Genomic DNA, 18,558 nt, shown 5'->3' with positions numbered 1-18,558 from the left:
TTCAGTAGTTGATCGTGATGTGTGGCGCCGGGTCACCGTACTGGTGCGGCTCAAGACCCGCCGCCACCGCCTCGGTGCTGGCACCGGCGTACTCGCCTGGCGCCCAGCAGAAATACCCGGCTCGGGCGCCCCCGTCGAGCATCAGATCCTGCCCGGTCATGAACGAGGACTCGTCCGAGGCCAGGAACACCGCGGCGTTGGCAATGTCGCGCGCGTTGCAGAAACGCCCGAGCGGAATGCCCTTCAGGAAATCGTCCGCGGACATCGTGTTCGGGCCGTGGATGCGCGGATTCAGCATCTTGGCCGGGTACTGCCACAGCAGGTGGTCCATGAAGGTCGGACTGATGGTGTTGACGCGGATGCGGCTGCGCGCCAGCTCCATGGCCGCGCCGCGACAGAAATTGAGCAGGCCGGCCTTGGCGGCGTTGTAGGCGCTGTTGCCGGCCTCGCCTTGGTGGCCGGCGTCCGACACGATGTGGATGATCGAGCCGGCGACGCCGAGCGTCGTCATGGCACGCGCCGTGTACTTGGTGGTCAGCATGCCGCCCGTGAGGTAGCCGTGCAGGCTGCGGTTCCAGTCGTGCAGGTTCATGTCGAGCACCGTGTGCCGGTACTGATTGCCTACCTGGTTGAACATGATGTCGATGCGCCCGTAGTGCGCCACCGCCTCGGCGACCAGACGCTCGGCGTCGGCTTCGTCCGTCGGGTCGCCCACCAGCGGCCGGGCATCGAAACCCTTGCCGCGCAGGAACGCCACGCAGGCCTCGGCCGCTTCGGCCTTGCAGTCGGCTACCGCCACGCGGGCGCCTTCCTTTGCAAACCAGTGCGCGGTGGTGCCGGCAATGTGCGGGCTGGCGCCGAACACCAGCGCCACGCGATCCTGCAAACGTCCCATGGCGGTGTCCTCAGCGGGGCTCGAATACCGTGGTCACGAAATTGTCGTTGCACACCCAGGTGGGCTGAAAATCGGCGTGTCGCGGCGCGCCCGCGCCGAGCTCGGCCATGGCCCCGGCGAGCACGGTCGCGATCAGCAGCTCCCACTGGGCGTGCGCCTCGAACTCGTCGAAGCTCAGCACGTCCGGCCAGGCGGTGTACTCGCCGGCCTGCCACTGCGCGAAGCGCGCGCGGTCGGCGTCGATGTCCGGGTGGATGCGGCCCTGCGTCTTGGGCGCGTCGTTGGCGTGCGACCAGTCACCCGCAGCAACGACGGCCACCCGCCATGGCGACGGCCGCAGCGCGCGCGCGAGCTCCACGCCAAGATCGAACGCCTGCCGCGGCGTCAGCGGCGCGTCGATACGCGACGGGTCGAGCGGGCTCAGGCCCTCCTCGTCCCGCGCGCGTCCAAACCGAAACGGGTCGATGCCAAGCGGCAGGATGGGCGTGCCGAACGCACGCCGCTCGAAATCGAGGTGCACGGCGCCGGCGATGGCGTTGTGCCCAAGCCCGGCCGGATGAGGCGACGTCGACACCAGACGCGGCGCGATGCCGACCGTTTCCAGATGCCGCGCAATGGCCGCCGCGGCCTGCGGGTGGCCGTGAAAGGTCTGCGCGCGGTCGGGGTCTTCCTCGAACCAGTTGTCCCGAAAAAAGGTCCACAGGTTGTAAGGCCGCACCGTGATCGCGTCGTGCGTATGCAGCCACCACTGCGGACGCTCGGCACCGGCAAAGGTCTCGTGCACGTCGCGATACAGCACCAGCAACAGATCCGGCCGAAAGTCGTCCAGCGCCCCGCGCAGCGTTCGGAACTGCTCGTGCTGGCGCAGCTGGTGCGCCGCGCCGGCGGCAAAGCCCTGATCGGTGCCCCATTCGGCGCGCATCGGCGCCGGCCAGTTGGCGGGGTCGCGCAGGTCCGGGCGCTGCCGCCAACCCCAGGCGAGGTTGCCCCACAGCACCCACGGCATGTTGGCGGGCTTCATCCGCAGGAACGGAAAATCCGAAACCGTCAGGCCCAGAATCTCGGCCATCGAGCATCTCCTCCTGGTCGTGTTGGCGCGGCACTCGGGGTGCTGCGCGCAGCGGGATGGTAACAATCTGACTAAGCCGTACGGCAGCGGTCGTCGCGCTTGTGGGCGCCGAGTGGCGTTGCTAGGCTGCGAACCGACCGAACGACGGCACCACCAAGCGCCGCAGCATGCGAGGAGAACGCCATGCAGGTGATCGATGCCCGCGCCGACACGGCCCGCATCAACCAGCTTTTCTACCGGCACATTCCGGAATCCGGCCTGCGCAACTACTGGCACCCGGTGGCGATGTCGCGCGACATCACCGAACAACCCACGGCGATGACGCTGATGGGCGACCCGGTCGTGCTGCTGCGCCGGCAAGGTCGCGCCTATGCAGTGCGCAACGAGTGCCCGCATCGCGGCACCCGGCTGTCCAAGGGTAGCTGCGAGTTTCCGGGCTCACGCACCATCACCTGCCGCTACCACGGCTGGACCTTCGACGTCGCCGACGGTCGTCTGGTGGCGGCGCTCACCGACGGCCCGGACAGCCCCATCGTCGGCAAGGCGCGCGTGCGTACCTACCCGGTTGAGGAGCGGAAGGGCATCGTGTGGATCTGGCTGGCGGACTCGGCGCCCGTGCCAGTGGAGCAGGACATCCCGAACGGGTTGCTGCAAGCCGACGAAGTGCACACGGTGCGCCGCATCGCCCCAGGCAACTGGCGCTGGCACGTCGAGAACCCGGGCCTTGGCCACGCCACGTTCCTGCACCGCGATTCCGCCTACATGCGCATCGTGGACATGTTCGGCTACGCGCAGGGGCCCCACGCCGTGCTTGGCCAGGAAGGCGAAGACGGCGAGTGGCTGATGGAGAAATTCGAGGCCATGGGCAGCAATCGCGATTACCCGGGGCTCGGGCAGTGGCCACGTCATCGCTTCGGCGAGTTCATTCCGCTCGGCGATTTCGTGGGTGGCCCGATGGGCGTGCGCACCATCGTGTCGGTGCGCCTGCCGGGCATCGTTCGGGTGGCGCGTTTCCCGATCGAGGGCGCGCTCTATTACGAATGGTTCGTGCAGACCGACGCCGACCACTACCTCTACTTTCAGGTTGCCTGCGGCTACCCGAAAACCTGGCTGCAACGCGCAAGCTGGCTCACGCGGTTTTTCGCCTGGGGTCGCTGGGCCGGCATGGTGCGCTTCAACGCGCAGGACCTCGACATGACCGAGGACTCGCACGCCTACGCCAAGACCCACGGCAGCAACGATCCCGCGCCGCTGTACCGGCCGGACGGGTTTCAGTTGGCCTGGCGACGGTACGCGGTCGATCACCTGCGCGGCGGCCACGGGACGAGCCTGCACAGCGATCGAGCGGTGCCGCAAACCGCCACGTCCTGACCGGACTCCGGGCGGCTAAGCCGTTGCGCGCAGCCCCAGCCGCCGCAGGCTGCGGTCGATCCACTGCGCGGATAGCTTCTCCTGCACCCCGTTCTGGCGCAGGCGCTGGCCGAGACAGGCGAAGTCCACCTCGTCGAGCGGCTGGTCCTGGTTGAAGCAGGTGAATACCGGCGCCAGCGGCCGGCCGGTGGCTGGATCGCGCCGGCCCTGCAGGCACTGGGCGCAGATCTCCTTGAGCATGCACTGCATCGGCGAGTTGATGGAGCCGATGGCGACGTGGGTCTTGAGATACGGCTTGAGCGCGCCGTGGCGGGCGGCGGCCACGGCGGCCATCATGCGGTCCGAACCGATGGCGATGATGCGGTCGACCGTGTCGAGGGCGATGTCGTTCGCGCCGAGTTCGCCCGCGGCATACGCCTGCATGGCGGCGACGATGTTGCCGGTAAACGCGCGGTCCTGCGGGCGGCCCGGCACGAAGCCGGGCGCCTCGTCGCAGGCCCAAACCACTACGTCGGCGGCGGCTTCGATGTCCGCCACGCGGTAGCGGTCGGCGGCGTGTTTGTAGCCGGCGAAGTAGACGACGCGCGAGCCCGCCGCCCGTAGCGCCTTGCCGATGGACAGCAGCACCGCGTTGCCGAGCCCGCCGCCGGCCAGCAGCACGGTTTCGTTGGCCGGGATTTCCGTCGGCGCGCCGGTCGGGCCCATCAGCACCACCGGCTCGCCGTGTTCGAGGTGTGCGCACACGTCCGATGAGCCGCCCATTTCCAGCACGATCAGCGCCACCAGACCCCGCTCGCGGTCCACCCAGGCGCCGGTGAGCGCGAGGCCCTCCATGGCGAGCGTGGTGTCGGCGTCGCGCCGGGCCAGCGTCTCGAAGTTCTGCAGGCGGTAGAACTGGCCGGGCTCGAAGCGCTGCGCCGCCAGCGGCGCGTGCAGCACCACCTCGACGATGGTCGGCGTGAGGCGCTCGACGCGCTCGACGCGGGCGCGCAGCAGGCCGTGCAGCCGGGCGTGGAAGTCGGCCGCGGTTTCGGCGCTGGCCGGCGCCCGCGTCGCCAGCAGGCGGCTGATCACGGGGTAGCCGCGCTTGGCGCTCGCCATGGCCTTGACCACGTTGCCGGCGAAGCTCGGATGCAGGTCGCCGAAAAAGCTCACCGCGCGGCCGTCGGCGCGGCGCTCGGTGAGCATCGGCACCTCGCCGGACTTCGCAAGACGCGGCGCCGGCTGAACTTCGCCGTGCTCATCCAGGCTGCGGAAATAGGCGCCGTCGAGCGACAACTGATCCGGCGCCTCGCGCGCCAGCACCGTGTTCGGCACCGTGCCGGCGGCGACCAGAATCGCCCGCGCCGGCAACACTTGCCGTTGGCCGCTCGGCGCGAGGCGGCCGTCCTCGCCGGCTGTTTGCAGCTCGACTTCCAGGCCCATCGCGTGGCCATGCGCGTCCGCCTGCACGCCGACCGGCACCAGGCACTCGGCGAACTCGATGCCTTCTTCGAGCGCCTTGTGCACTTCCTCGTGGTTCAGCGTGTAGCAGGGCGCATCCACCAGGCGCCGGCGGTACACCAGCGTGGCGCCGCCCCAGGAGCGGAGCAGCTCCAGCACGCGCGGCGCGCGATTCTCGGCGGCGGCCGCGGCACGCTCGGCACGCAGCGCGCGGGCGTGGGCGATGAACTCGTCGGCGATGGTCTGCTCCTCGCCATCCCAGCGCGCGCGCACGCCCGCCTCGCCGCGTTCCGCGCACAGCGTCTCGTAGCGGGTGAGGAACTTCTCCACCTGCAGCGGGTAGTAGGCGAGCGCCTCGGTGGCGGTGTCGATGGCGGTCAGGCCGCCGCCGATCACCAGCACCGGCAGGCGCAGTTGCAGGTTGGCGATGGAATCGCGCCGCGCCGCGCCGGTGAGTTGCAGGCCCATCAGGAAGTCCGACGCCTGGCGCACGCCGCGCGCAAGGCCGTTCGGCACGTCCACAAAGCGTGGCCGGCCGGCGCCCATGGCCAGCGCCACGTGGTCGAAGCCAAGATCGAACGCGTCCTCCAGCGTCAGCGTGCCGCCCATACGCACGCCGCCGTGCAGCGCAAAGCCGGCGCGCCGCTCCAGCAGCAGGCGGATCAGCTTCAGGTAGTTCTTGTTCCAGCGCACGGTGATGCCGTACTCGGCCACGCCGCCGAAGCCGGCCATGACGCGCGCGTCGAGCGGCTCGTACAGCTCGCTCACGTCGCGGATGAGGCGCGGCGGCTGGCGCGTGCCGTCGTGCGCGACGCCGGTGAGGTCCGCCGGCAGCGGCTCGATCTTGAGGCCGTCGACGCCCACCACCGTGTGGCCGTCGTTCAGCAGGTGATGCGCCAGCGTGTAGCCGGCGGGGCCCATGCCGGCCACCAGCACCTTGCGGCCGGTGGCCGGGCGCGGCAGGGGACGGGCGAGATTGAGCGGATTCCAGCGCGTCAGCAAGCTGTAGATCTCGAAACCCCAGGGCAGCTCCAGCACGTCCTGCAGGGTGCGCGTTTCCACCTGCGGGATGTCGACCGGCTCCTGCTTTTGATAAATGCAGGCCTTCGAGCAGTCGTTGCAGATGCGGTGGCCGGTGCCGGCCAGCATGGGGTTGTCGACTGCCGCTACCGCGAGCGCGCCGACACCGTGGCCGTTCGCGCGCAGGTAGTTCATCTCCGAGATGCGCTCGTCGAGCGGGCAGCCCTGCAGCGGCACGCCGAGCGCGCTCGATTTGAAGGCGCCCGATTTTTCGCGCAGGCCATGCGAGCAGGAATCGCGCTCCTGGCTGTGACACCAGATGCAGTAATGCGCCTGATCCTGCACGTACTCGGCGCTGCCGCCGGCGTCCGTGAGCGCAAAGCCCTCGCGCTGTCGCGGCGGGCCATCCAGGCGATGGCGGGTGATGACCTGCTCGCGCACGGTGGCAAGCGGCACCAGGTGCTGCGGGTCCAGTTTATGCGGCTCGCGGAACAGCACGCCGGCCGCGTGGGCCGCCTGCCCGGCCGGCGTGTGCAGCGCCCAGGCGGCGTAGCGCAGCGCGAGATCAAGGTCGTCCGCGTGCTGCTCCGGCGCGTCGGACCAGGCATTCACCTGCCGCGCGAAGGCGAGCTCCGAGAACGGTTCGCCGAATGATTGTTCAAGCTCCGTGGCGAGCGCCGGGCCATCTTCGAGCGCCGCCTGCTCGGCAGTCAGCTTGCGCGCCGCCTGGCGCTGCACGAACTGCCGCTTGCAGATCGACAGGGGCGCCAGCCCGTTGAGCCGGCCGGCGAGCGCCCGCAGCTCGGGCGCGATGCCGAACAGCGTGCCGATGAAGTCCTCGACGTGGGGAGCCAGTTCGACCAACAGCTCGCTGTGCGCCTTGTCATCGAACGTTTCGACGCCCTCGCGCGCCGCCAGCAGGCGCGTCGCAAGCCCCGCGTCGCCGGCGCCAAGGTGATCCAGGAAGGCCCTGTCGACCCGCGCCAGGCCGGCGTCGTCGTAGAGGATGTCTGCGGGCAGGTCAAACGCGAGATGCAGCACGGGGCGGGACATGGCGGGCGGGCGTGACGAAGGGGCACCCGTATTGTAGGCGACCGGTTCCAACCGCCCTCTGAATGCAGCCGCCCCGGCGGGCACTGGCGCCCGCCATGACCACTCGTTTGCCTACATCCCAGGCGGGCGCATACCAGCCGGCATGCCCGGCATTCCCCGCATCCCCGGCGGCATGCCCGTCGGGCCGGCTGGCCCCGCTTCCGGTGGCGGCGCCAGCGGCTCCATCAGCGTGTCGAGCGTGGGCGTGAAGGTCGCCGCCGTGTGCGGCGGCACCACGAATACCCAGTCGCCGACCTGGCGGTTGATGCGCTCCACTTCCGCCGCGGCGCGGGCCGGGTCAGCGGCGTCGGCCGCCACGGCGGCCGCAAGACGCAGATGCGGCACGCTGTTCAGTGGCAGCACGGTGGCCGTGACGCTGACACCGTCGAACGTGTCGAACACGACCGCGGTCGCCTGCGCCCAGTCGTCGGCCACTTCGTCCGGCTTGAACACGTTCTGCAGCGGCAGCCGCTGCAGGCCATAGGCCACGGCACCGACGGTGGATGCCTGCGGCGAGCGGCCTTCGGGCAGCTTGGCCCGCAGGGCAAAGGCCTCGTCCGGCGTGTTGCGGGCGATCAGCAACGGCAGTTGTCCGGGGTGCTGCACGCTTACCTGCCGCACGCTGGCCTGCGGCAGATCAAAGGCCTCGGCCGGCAGCCACAGCGGCGGGGTGCGCTGCACATCGACCGCGCCCTCGGCGAGCCAGGTCTGCTTTTCGCCCGGCCGGCGCACGTAGGTCTGGCGCGGGCCTTGGCCGGCCGCGGCGCGCGGTTTGCCGATCAGCACCGCCGCGAGTTCCTTGTCGCCCTCGCCCAGCACGCGCACCAGCACGGCTTTGCCGCCGGCCGCGTCGGGTGCGTCGAGGTTCAGCGCCGCGTGGCGGGCCGGATCGGCGGTGCGCGGCTCGATCAGCGTGAGGCCCGCCAGCCCCTCCAGCAGCGCCCGCACCTTGGCCGGATCGGCCGGGTAGTCATGCTTGTCGGCGATGGCCCAGGCGGCACCTTCTCCGTGCAGGGTGACCTGCTGACCGGCCGAGCGCACCTCGATGCGCCGCGCTGCGGCGGCCTGCGCCGGCAGGTCCGGAAACAGCTTTTCGGCGCGCGCGACGTAACCGGTGCGGGTGCCGAAGTCGCGCACCGCCCACAGCGTGATCAGCACCAGCGCCAGCGTGGCGCCAGCGAGTATCCACTTAGCCCGCGACATGACGCTCCCCCGTGCTGCGCCGTCCACGGCCGCGCGTGAGCACCACCAGCGCGGCGGCAAACGCGATCACCAGCGGCACCAGACCAATGTTGACGAATTTCAGGCGCGTCTCCAGGCGGTCGATGTCCTGCCGCAGGTTGTGCTGCACCTCGCGCAGCTCGCGCCGCAGGCGCACGCGCTCGGCCTGGAAGCGGGTGATCTCCTGCTGCTGCTCGGCGCTCATCAGCGGGCCGGCCTGCTCGCCACGGCTCTGCTGCAACTGCGCGAGCTTCTGCTCGGTCTGTTCGAGCTCGGCTTGAAGGCGCTGCTCGGCGGCGCGGAACTGCTCCTGCGCGGTGCGGTTCATGGCCTGCACCACGGTGAACGGCCGCGCGTAGGTGCCCTGCGAGCGCACGTTGATGAGGTCGCCGCTGCCGCTGAGGTTGTCCACGGCGTTGATGAAGAACGCGCCGTTGTCGGCGAACGGCTGCACCATGCGGCTGCCGCGCATGTCGGCCACCTGCGCCCAGAAGCGGTCGTAGATGAAATCGGCGTCGGCGATCAGGATGAGGTTGGCCGGCGCGGCCGATTCCTTCAGCACCTGCGCCGGCACCTCCGCGCCTTCTGGCGGGCCGTCCGGGAACGCCGTCCTGAGCGGGCCCTGCACACGCGCGGCGAAGGTGTAGCTCTGATCGGACGGCTTGAACTCACGCAGCAGCGCCTCGGGGTCCGGCTTGTCGAGCCCGTCGGTGCCGATCAGCGTGGACTGGCGGCTGGAGGTCATCAGCGGCGTGAACTCGGTGCTGGCGCCATCCTTCTTGACCAGCGCACCGACGGTGTTCATGTACATCTGCGTCAGACGCGCCGTGACCACGTCCTTGCGGTCGAAGCGTGGCGCCTGCAGGTCCAGCCAGACCAGATATTCCTGCGGCGGCGCGTCCTCGCGGAAGCTGACCATGCGCGCCGCCTCGCGGTCGCCGATGACCTTGTCGGGCGCCATGTCCACGCCCCAGGCGCCGAGCAACGGACCCAGATCGGACGGCATCTTGGGCAGCGTCATGGTCGGCATGATCGGGTCGCGCGGCGGCGCTTCCACGTCGCTGTACGGGTCCAGCAGCGCCAGCACGCGGCCCTTGCGCAATGCGAACTGGTCGATGGCGAACTGCGTGGCCGGTGACAGGCCCTTCGGGTGTATCAGGATCAGCAGCTCGACGTCGTCCGGAATCTTCTTCTCGAACGTGGCCAGCACGCGCACCTCGAACAGCTCGCGCAGTTGCTCGATCACCGCCCAGGCCGGCGCCTGCTGCTGGGTCATCGGCGCCACCGAGCCGTTGACCGGCAGCGAGCTCATCACCGCCACCACCGGCCGCTTGGCCTGGCCGAGCTTGTAGATGAGGCGCGTGAGGTCGTACTCCAGCGTGTCCTCGCTGGCCGGCGACAGGAAGGGAATGACCTCCTCGCCGTCGGTGCTGTTGGTGGCGGCAAGACCAAAGTAGGCGCTCTCGCCGCCCGCCCCGCCCACCGGCAGACCGCGCAGGCCGAACTGCACGGCGCGGTCCTCGGCGTCCGAGAACGGCTCGGGGTCGATCACCTTCAGTTGCAGCTTGCCGCCGGACTGCGCCACGTACTCGCCGAGCAGCGCCCGCACGCGGGCCGCGTAGGCCTGAATCTGCGGCACGTCGCGCAGCGCCTTTTGCGAGAAGAACAGGTTCAGCGTGATTGGCTCCTCCAGCTTGCCGACCACGGCGCGCGAACCGTCGCTGAGCGTGTACAGGCGGTTTTGCGTCAGATCGAGCCGCCAGCCGCCGAACACCGTGGCGGCCAGGATATTGGCCGCCAGCAGCACCACCACCGCCAGCAGCAGGCTGCCGGTCGAAAGAACTCCGCGTCGCATGGCTATGTCCCCTTAACCCGCCGCTTTCTTGGCTTCCACCAGCACCGTGTTGGCGTACAGCCACACGCCGATCATGCTGGCGAAGTACACGATGTCCGGGAGCTCGATGACGCCCGTCTGGATGGCCTCGAAGTGCCGCATGAAGCTCAGCGACGCCACCGCCTGCGTGAGCCACGCCGGCGCCCAGGCGCCGAAGAAATCGAGCACGATCGGCAGGCCGCTGACGATGAACAGAAAGCTCACCACCACCGACAGCACGAACGCGATCACCTGGCTCTTGGTGAGCACCGAGATGCAGGCGCCGATGGCCAGATACGCGCCCGCCATCAGCAGGCTGCCCAGATACCCCGCCACGATGGCGCCGTGGTCCGGGTTGCCGAGGTAGCTCACGGTGATCCAGATCGGGAAAGTCAGCGCCAGCGCCACCGCCGTGAACAGCCACGCGGCGAGGAACTTGCCGAGCACGGCCTGGCCGGTGGTGATCGGCAGCGTCATCAGCAGTTCCAGCGTGCCGGTCTTGCGCTCCTCCGCCCACAGGCGCATCGCCACCGGCGGAATCAGCACCAGGTACAGGTACGGGTGGAACTGGAAGAACGGCAGCAGATCCGCCTGCCCGCGGGTGAAGAACTGGCCGAGGTAGAACGTGAAGATGCCGTTCAGGAACAGAAAGATCACGATGAACACATACGCGAGCGGCGTGTAGAAATACGCCGCGAGCTCGCGCCGCAGCACGGTCAGCATGGCATTCATGAGCGCGTCTCCCGGCCGGCGACTTCGAGCGTGAGTTGACGGAACACGTCGTCGAGACGCCCCTGTTCCACGTACAGCTCGTCCGCCTGCCAGCCGGCGCTGCGCAGTTTGTCGGTGACGGTCTCCAGCAGGCCGCGGCCGTGCTGCGCCAGCAGGCGCAGGCGCCGCGTGTCGCCCGCCTCGTCCAGCACTTCCACCCGCGCCACGCCGGGCACGGCGGCGAGCTGTTCCGGCAGATCGGCCGGGCCGCCGCGCAGCACCAGCACCACGGCGTTGTGGAACTGCGAGCGGCTCGCCAACTCGGCCGGACGGCCGTCGGCCAGCAGCCGGCCACCGGCGATGATGACGGCGCGGCTGCAGATGGCCTCGACCTCTTCCAGGATGTGCGTCGAGACGATGATCACCTTGTCGGCGGCGATGTCGCGGATCAGCTCGCGCACCTCGTGCTTCTGGTTCGGATCGAGCCCGTCGGTCGGCTCGTCCAGGATCAGCACCGGCGGGTCGTGCAGGATGGCCTGCGCCAGGCCCACGCGGCGCTTGAAGCCCTTCGACAGCGTCTCGATGGACTGATCGAGCACGCCGCGCAGCGCCATGCGGTCCACCACGGCGTTGATGCGCCGGCCGCGCACATCGGGGTCCATGCCGCGCACGCTCGCCACGAAATCCAGAAACCGCCGCGGCGTCATGTCGCCGTACAGCGGCGCGCCCTCCGGCAGGTAGCCGATCGCCGCCTTCACGGCCAGCGGCTCGCGCGCGAGATCAAGGCCACACACATCGATCTCGCCCGCCGTGGGCGACAGATACCCGGTGATCATCTTCATGGTGGTGGACTTGCCGGCGCCGTTTGGCCCGAGAAACCCCACCACCTCGCCGCTGCCGACGCTGAACGACAAATCGTCCACCGCCCGCAGGGCGCCGAAATCCTTGGTCAGATGCCTGACCGCGACCGCTGGCTGCATAGTCCCCCTCAACAGCAATTGCCCGCGCCGCCATGGCAAAAGGCCGGGCATTCTAGCCACAAGCCTGCACGGACGCGCCGCGCGCTGACCGATCGTTAACATCGCGGCCTTCGACCGTGCATCCCGGGAGCAAGTTCATGGCCCAGACCTTCACCGCCGCCGTGGTGCAGATGGTGTCCGGCGCAGACGTGGCCACAAACCTCGCGAGCGCCGACAGGCTCATTGCGCAAGCGGCACAGGCCGGCGCAAAGCTGGTAGCGCTGCCGGAGAACTTCGCGCTACTCGGCCGGCGCGAGCAGGACAAGCTCGCCGTGGCGGAAGACGACGGCGCGGGACCGATCCAGGACTTTCTGGCCGATGCCGCCGCCCGGCACGGCATTCATCTCGTCGGCGGCACCATCCCGCTGCGTGGCGCCGACCCCGCCCGCGTGCGCGCCGCCTGCCTGTTGCACGGCCCGGACGGACGACGTCTTGCCCGCTACGACAAGATGCACCTGTTCGACGTGAACGTCGGCGCCGACGGCGCCGAGCGCTACCGCGAATCGGCCAGCATCGAGCCCGGTGCGGACATCGTCGCGGTCGACACGGAACTTGGCCGCATCGGCCTAGCCGTGTGCTACGACCTGCGCTTCCCGGAGCTGTTCCGCGCGCTGCTGGCGCGTGGCGCGGAAATCCTGGTGCTGCCGTCGGCGTTTACCGAAACCACCGGCGCCGCGCACTGGCATCTGCTGTGCCGGGCGCGGGCGGTCGAGAACCTCGGTTACGTGCTTGCCCCGGGCCAGGGCGGCCTGCACGACAACGGCCGGCGCACCTATGGCCACAGCCTGATCGCCGGCCCGTGGGGCGAGGTGCTGGCCGAATGCACCGAAAGCGGCGCGGGCGTTGCCTGCGCCAGCGTCGATCTCGCGGCTTTGCACGAGACCCGGACGCGGTTTCCGGCGGTACAACACCGGCGCCTGTGAGGGTGGGTGCCGAACACTGGCCGACCGGTCGGCTCGTGACGAACGCGGGCCGCCTGTCAAGCGCGATCGACAAAAAAAACTTAATTTTTCTGCGGCGCTTAATTGCCACGCCGATTTTTTGTGCGTAAGGTACCGCCCGCGCCGAACCTTGACGCATGTTCGGGTCGGGCTATGGACCAGCCTTGTAGCACCAGGAGGAGTGGGAATGCAGACGCGTGCCGCCGTCATTCGGACGCCCAAAGGGCAGTTCACGGTCGAGGCCGTCAACCTTGCGGACCCAGCGGACGACCAGATTCTGGTACGCATCGTCGCAGCCGGCATGTGCCACACGGACCTGTCCATCCGCGACCAGCTCTACCCGGCCCCGCTGCCCATGGTGTTGGGGCACGAAGGCGCCGGCGTGGTCGAGAAGGTCGGCCGCAACGTGCGCAAGGTCGCTCCCGGCGACCATGTCGTGCTGACGTTCTACAGCTGCGGCCTGTGCGAGAACTGCCTTGCCGGTCAGTCGCTGTCCTGTCTTAACGCGTTCGGCATGAACTTCGGCGGACGCACGCCGGACGGCCGCTGCACCATCCATAAGGACGACGAGGAAATCGGCTGCAGCTTCTTCGGCCAGTCCTCGTTCGCGGGCTACGCGTTGTCCTACGAGCGCAACACCGTCAAGGTGTCCAAGGACGTGCCGCTGGAGATCCTCGGCCCGCTGGGTTGCGGCATCCAGACCGGCGCGGGTTCGGTGCTGAATGCGCTCAATCCGCCGGCCGGCAGCGCCATCGCCATCTTCGGCGCCGGCGCGGTGGGCCTGAGCGCGGTCATGGGCGCCAAGGTCGCCAACTGCACCACCATCATCTGCGTCGACATCAAGGACAACCGTCTGGCGCTGGCCAAGGAACTCGGCGCCACGCACGTCATCAACGGCATGCAGTGCAACCCGGTGGAAGAAATCCAGAAAATCACCGGCGGCCTTGGCGTGCCCTACATGCTGGAGACCACCGGCAACCCCAAGGTGCTGGAAGGCGCCGTGTTCAGCCTGGGCATGGGCGGCGTCGGTGGCATCGTCGGCGCGCCGGCCATGGGCACCACGGTCAGCATCGACGTCAACTTCATGCTGTTCAACCGCACCCTGCGCGGCATCATCGAGGGCGACAGCAACTCCGACGTGTTCATCCCGCGCCTGATCGAGCTGTACAAGCAGGGCCGGTTCCCGTTCGACAAACTGATCAAGTTCTACAGCCTGGATGAGATCAATCAGGCCGCTGCCGATTCCGAGGCCGGCGGCACGCTCAAGCCCGTGCTGCGCATGGCGTAAGCGGGCAAGGTTCGGTGCGCCGTGCCCAGGCGCATTGGAGGGCTCCGCCTTGGCGGGGTAGAGGGGGGCGGGGTCGGCGCGGGACGCGGCGACCGTAACTCGACTTTGGGAGGGGTATACCCAACATGCAAATGCAATCAGTGAAGTGGGTCCGCGCGACCCTGCCGGCTGGCGTGGTGGCCCTGCTGGGCTCCGCCGTATTGGCGCCGGGCATGGCCCGGGCGGTGGAGTTCGAATACTCCGGCTACGTGCGCGAGCACTTGTCGGTCAATTTGCAGGACAACGATCAGTTCGAGCCGAAGGGCTTTCCGGGCGGCAATCCGACGACCCTGATGGGCGACGAATTCGGCGGCCAGGGCGAGTTCTCGATGATCCGTCACAGCGGCAAGCTGGAAGCCTCGGCCGACTTCGGGCCGTTTCAGATTGCCGGCGTAGGGCGCATCGCGCGCGAGACGCGCACGAGCTACGAGCGCGGACTGCAAGACGCGTCAAAGATCACCCCGGCTTACGTCTATACGGGTGCCTTTGGGTTTGGCGCCCTCACTGCTCCGCCGGCGTTCGGCGGATTTGGGGTAACCACGGATGCTACGGGCGCTCCATTGGTGGCTCCAGGTCAAGCTGTGTACGCCAATGCCGGTCTGTTCGGCTACGGCGGCGGCACCACCGACGACCTGCTGCTGGACGATTACGACTCCACGGAGCTGCGCGAGTTCTACGTCACCTTCGACGTGACCGATCGCGTGCACGTCAAGCTCGGCAAGCAGCAGGTGGTGTGGGGCGAGACGGACTTCTTCCGCGCCATGGACATCATCCACGGTTACGACCTGCGCTGGCGCTCGTTCCTGGAGCTGGAAAACGAGGAACTGCGCAAGCCGCTGAACCTCGCCAACGTCACCATCGACGTGCCGGAACTGGCGGGCTCGCTGCAGTTGATCTACCGGCCCGGCTGGGACGGCGCGGACGACGTGGGCGACGACGGCCCCATCAACGGCGGCCGCTGGGCGCCGGCGCCGTGGACCGGGGCGGGCGTGACCAGCTCCCTGATCGGCCCGATCAACCGCCACCACGAGTACGGCGACGAGGACGACGCCAACTACGGCTTCCGCTGGTCCGGCACGTTCAAGCAGGTGGGTTACTCGTTCGCCTACTACCGCGGCATCAGCAGCGAGGGCGTGACGACCTACAACCCGATCCTGAGCCCGGGTGGCAGCAACTGGCGCTGGGATCCGAAGGACAGCGGCATCGGCATCAATCAAAGGTTGGTGGAACTACTGTCGCCGATGGTGGAGACCTACGGTTTCACGTTCAATGCGTATTCCGGGGCGCTGGATTCGGTGCTGCGTGGTGAGCTGGCGTTTACGCCGAACAAGCCCTACAACACCGGCACCAACACGATGATCGATCTGTTGGGCGCGTTCCAGGCGCTGGGCGTACTGCCTCCGGCAGGCACGCCGACGCCCGGTGGGCCGATGCCGCCGCTGTTCGGCATTCTGAACGACCCGGCCAACCCGTTGTCCGGGTACACGCCGGGTGACGCCCTCACCTCGGGGGGTATCCCGGTCGGCCTGGCCATGGACGTTCCCGGCCTGGGGCCGGTGATTGAAAAAGACACGCTGAAAATCATGCTCGGCGTGGACAAGAACCTGAACTGGACCATGAGCAAGCTCGGCACCTCGCGGCCGGCGTTCTGGACCATGCAGTTGTTCGACACCTGGGTCATGAATTTCGATCGGGATGACGACATTGTCGAAAACTTCGGTTTCGGCGCGTCGCGGCGTGAGCACCAGACCTTCCTGACCAATGCCTTCAGCTTCCCGTACAAGTACGACACGGTGACGCCGGGCATCGCGCTGGGTGTGGATCTGGGCAGCTTCGACTCGTTCCTGATCCCGTCGCTCGACTTGCAGTTTGGCGACCACTGGCGGGTGCGCTTCGAGGCCGACCTGTTCTTCCCGACCCACGTCGAGAAGACCAACCTCGGCCGGGTCGACACCAAGACGCGCACGCTCGGCACGCTGCATAACCGCGACCAGTTCGTGGCGCGCATCACTTACCAGTTCTGAGAAAACTGGCGGCGAGTCTGCAAGAGGAATCTTCCGGCGCCGGTCGCTGGCCGGCCGCCGGGAGAAGCTGACACCTAACGGAGTGAGGACTACAGGATGTTCAAGAACGATCTAACCCGCCTGTTGGCGGCCAGCGGCATGGCAGTCGGCCTGGCGATGGCCCTGCCGGCGCAGGCCGAGGAAGTGGCCGAAGGCACGTTGCTCAGCGCCGCGACCATCGACGGCCTGCTCGACAAGACGCTCGACGGCAAGCCGATCCGCGATGTGCTGGTCGGCCAGCAGGAGAAGATGATTCGCGAGTACGGCTGGCAGATGAAGCTGACCAAGGCTACGCCGGTCAACGTGACGTCCGGCGTGCTGGAAGTGACGGAAAAGCACAAGGGCGAGGCGAGCCTGGACGCGGGCAAGCACCTGGTGAACTACACCACGGGTGTGCCGTTCCCCGATCTGGACCCGGCCGATCCGGACGCCGGCTACAAGCTGACCTACAACATTCTGCGGTTCGGTTGGCTTGGCGACACGATGAATCTGCAACCGTTGAACTTCCTGATCATCAGCGGCAAGACGGGTCTTGAGAAGGAGCAGGGCTGGGTCTACCGCCGCTTCCTGATGTCGGGCCGCCTCGGCGAACCGCATGTGCTGGATAACAGCATTTCCAAGTACGAGGCGCTGGTCAACGTGTACCCCAACGACACGCGCGGCCTGGGTCTGCTCACGGTGAACTATGCCGACGGCCGCTTGCCGGACGTGTACGCCTACGTGAAGAGCCTGCGGCGCGTGCGGCGGCTGTCGAGCGGCGCCTGGGCTGATCCGGTGCAGGGTACCGACCTGCTGTTCGACGACACGTTCGGCCTGAACCTCGACCCGACCTGGTACGAGAACTGGAAGCTGATCGCCAAGCGGCAGGGCCTGGGCGTCGACAAGTCCATCCTGCCGCCCCTCGACGAAAAGGCCAGCGGCAAGGCCAAGTACCCGTTCATGCGCCTGGATGAAGCTCCCTACTGGAACTTCCAGCCGGATAATTACGAGATCAAGGACGTCTACGAATTGGAAGGCACGCCCAAGAACAACCACCTGGTAAGCCGTCGGCACATGTTCGTGGGTGCCACGCTGGGCGCGCCGAAGTTCTACTGGCAGGACCATTACGACCGCAAGGGCGAGCATTGGCATACCGAGTACGTGGGCTACAAGGACTGGAAGTGGGATGACGGCCGCACCGGGCCGACGGTGACCGGAGTGGTGCTGGTCGACGTGCAGCGCATGCACGCCACCGCGTTCGGCTACTCGCCGGCTTTCCATCACAACCCGCCCGATGCGAAGGCGGCGGACTACACGCCGGAAGCGCTGCCGCGCATGTTGCAGTAATCTCTGGCCCCCGCTCGGTAACGCATGACCGGGCGGGGGTTGGTTTGCAAAGGCCGCCGCGGTGACACCGGCGGTTTTTTTTTGGCGGCACCCTATGAACAGTTTCGGGGTGCCGAACTAGTGGATTTACGGACGAGGCCTTTGGAAATGGCGCAGCAGTCGATGACCGCAAGGATGTGGGCGATCTTGTCGCCGGTGCTGGTGGTGGTGGCGTTGACGGCGCTGTCGCGGGTCCGGCTGGAGGTGCCGCGGGTGATCATCGAACCCCCGGTCATCGAAACGCGCGATCGTTTCCTCGCCGTCACCGCGGTGGGCGACGTGCTGTGGGCGGTCGGCAAGGACGGCAAGATCATCCGCAGTGAGGACGGCGGCAAGACCTGGGCCCGCCAGGTGACCGGCGTGCACAACAATTTCCAGTCCATCGCCGCCTGGGACGCGAACCGAGCGGTGGTGGTCGCCAACGGCGGCAAGGGACTGATCACGACCGACGGCGGCAAAGCCTGGGAGCCCGTCGCGCTGCCGGTGTCCGACATGGGCAGTGGCAAGGTGCTGCGCGTGCGCATCGACCCGCAGGGCCGCGCCTGGGCGGTGTCCGAAATCAACGTGATCCTGCGCTCGGCGGATTTCGGCAAGACCTGGGAGCGGGTGACGTCGGTCGACGATGACGTGGCCTGGAACGACATCGCCTTCAACGGCGCCGGCACCGTCTGCGTGGTGGGCGAGTTCGGGCGCCTGGCGTGCAGCGCGGACGACGGCGTGACCTGGGAGGCGCGGGAAACCAACGTGGCGCCGAGCCTGATGTCGGTGGTGTTCCGGGACGCGCAGAACGGCTTGGCCGTGGGCTTGAGCGGTACCGTGCTCGCCACGGGCGATGGCGGCCTCAGCTGGCGCCAGGCGACAATCGAAGGCCTTGAACGGCACCTGTTCGACGTGATCTGGACCGACGCGCGCTGGGTTGCCGTGGGCGACAAGGGCGTGCTGCTGACCGGCGACGCGGACGCCGCGCACTGGGAAATCGGCCGCGTCAACCCGGCTGACTTTGCGTGGCGCATCGCGCTGGCGCGCCACGGCAACGGGTTCGTGACCGTCGGCCTCAACGTCGGCCGCTGGGAAGCCGGGCAGTGGGAGCTGTTCGGCCCGCGCTTCCATTGATGCCGTCCGTCAGCGGCAGCATCGTTTCAATCGCA

At 68.2% G+C, this 18,558-nt stretch carries 13 protein-coding genes; 6 read left to right on the top strand and 7 right to left on the bottom strand.

The window, feature by feature from the left end; all coding sequences use genetic code 11:
• Position 1: 1 nt before the first annotated feature.
• Both AB7F93_RS11105 and AB7F93_RS11100 read right to left on the bottom strand, forming a co-directional pair.
• Complete coding sequence (locus AB7F93_RS11105; protein ID WP_428302975.1) at positions 2 to 895, bottom strand: SDR family NAD(P)-dependent oxidoreductase; 894 nt, start codon at positions 893 to 895, stop codon at positions 2 to 4.
• Positions 896 to 905: 10 nt separating this feature from the next.
• Positions 906 to 1,964, bottom strand: coding sequence for a hypothetical protein (locus tag AB7F93_RS11100; protein ID WP_428302974.1), 1,059 nt, complete (start codon positions 1,962 to 1,964; stop codon positions 906 to 908).
• A 183-nt stretch (positions 1,965 to 2,147) separates the two neighbouring features.
• Here AB7F93_RS11100 and AB7F93_RS11095 point away from each other — a divergent pair, with 183 nt between their 5' ends.
• Entirely contained in the window at positions 2,148 to 3,335 is a 1,188-nt protein-coding gene (locus AB7F93_RS11095) for an aromatic ring-hydroxylating oxygenase subunit alpha (RefSeq protein WP_428302973.1), read from the top strand.
• Positions 3,336 to 3,350: 15 nt separating this feature from the next.
• Here AB7F93_RS11095 and AB7F93_RS11090 read toward each other — a convergent pair whose 3' ends face one another.
• From AB7F93_RS11090 to AB7F93_RS11070, 5 genes are all read right to left on the bottom strand, one after another.
• On the bottom strand, positions 3,351 to 6,851 hold the full coding sequence (locus tag AB7F93_RS11090; RefSeq protein ID WP_428302972.1) for an FAD-dependent oxidoreductase: 3,501 nt from the start codon (positions 6,849 to 6,851) through the stop codon (positions 3,351 to 3,353).
• 111 nt (positions 6,852 to 6,962) lie between these two features.
• Complete coding sequence (locus AB7F93_RS11085; protein WP_428302971.1) at positions 6,963 to 8,093, bottom strand: DUF4340 domain-containing protein; 1,131 nt, start codon at positions 8,091 to 8,093, stop codon at positions 6,963 to 6,965.
• Positions 8,080 to 9,966, bottom strand: a complete 1,887-nt coding sequence (locus AB7F93_RS11080) for a GldG family protein (protein ID WP_428302970.1) — start codon at positions 9,964 to 9,966, stop codon at positions 8,080 to 8,082. The genes AB7F93_RS11085 and AB7F93_RS11080 overlap by 14 nt, the downstream gene beginning before the upstream one ends.
• Positions 9,967 to 9,978: 12 nt before the next feature.
• Entirely contained in the window at positions 9,979 to 10,716 is a 738-nt protein-coding gene (locus AB7F93_RS11075; protein ID WP_428302969.1) for an ABC transporter permease subunit, read from the bottom strand.
• Positions 10,713 to 11,675: an ABC transporter ATP-binding protein gene (locus AB7F93_RS11070; protein WP_428302968.1), complete on the bottom strand. Its 963-nt coding sequence runs from the start codon at positions 11,673 to 11,675 to the stop codon at positions 10,713 to 10,715. Before AB7F93_RS11070 ends, AB7F93_RS11075 begins: the two co-directional genes overlap by 4 nt.
• A gap of 137 nt (positions 11,676 to 11,812) precedes the next feature.
• On the opposite strand from AB7F93_RS11070, the gene AB7F93_RS11065 reads away from it, so the two are divergent.
• The 5 genes from AB7F93_RS11065 to AB7F93_RS11045 all read left to right on the top strand — a co-directional run bounded on the left by AB7F93_RS11065 (position 11,813) and on the right by AB7F93_RS11045 (position 18,523).
• Positions 11,813 to 12,637: a carbon-nitrogen hydrolase family protein gene (locus AB7F93_RS11065; RefSeq protein ID WP_428302967.1), complete on the top strand. Its 825-nt coding sequence runs from the start codon at positions 11,813 to 11,815 to the stop codon at positions 12,635 to 12,637.
• A gap of 205 nt (positions 12,638 to 12,842) precedes the next feature.
• Entirely contained in the window at positions 12,843 to 13,943 is a 1,101-nt protein-coding gene (locus AB7F93_RS11060; RefSeq protein WP_428302966.1) for an NAD(P)-dependent alcohol dehydrogenase, read from the top strand.
• Between the two features lie 140 nt (positions 13,944 to 14,083).
• Positions 14,084 to 16,006, top strand: a complete 1,923-nt coding sequence (locus AB7F93_RS11055; RefSeq protein WP_428302965.1) for a DUF1302 family protein — start codon at positions 14,084 to 14,086, stop codon at positions 16,004 to 16,006.
• Between the two features lie 96 nt (positions 16,007 to 16,102).
• Entirely contained in the window at positions 16,103 to 17,371 is a 1,269-nt protein-coding gene (locus AB7F93_RS11050; protein ID WP_428302964.1) for a DUF1329 domain-containing protein, read from the top strand.
• A gap of 174 nt (positions 17,372 to 17,545) precedes the next feature.
• Positions 17,546 to 18,523 (top strand): WD40/YVTN/BNR-like repeat-containing protein, encoded by a 978-nt coding sequence (locus AB7F93_RS11045; protein ID WP_428302963.1) that lies wholly within the window; start codon positions 17,546 to 17,548, stop codon positions 18,521 to 18,523.
• Positions 18,524 to 18,558 lie beyond the last annotated feature (35 nt).

Source organism: Immundisolibacter sp. (assembly GCF_050250495.1).
In the GTDB taxonomy this organism is placed as follows: Bacteria; Pseudomonadota; Gammaproteobacteria; order Immundisolibacterales; family Immundisolibacteraceae; genus Immundisolibacter.
Note: the sequence above shows the minus strand (reverse complement) of the source record. Positions and strands in the feature narration are given on the sequence as shown.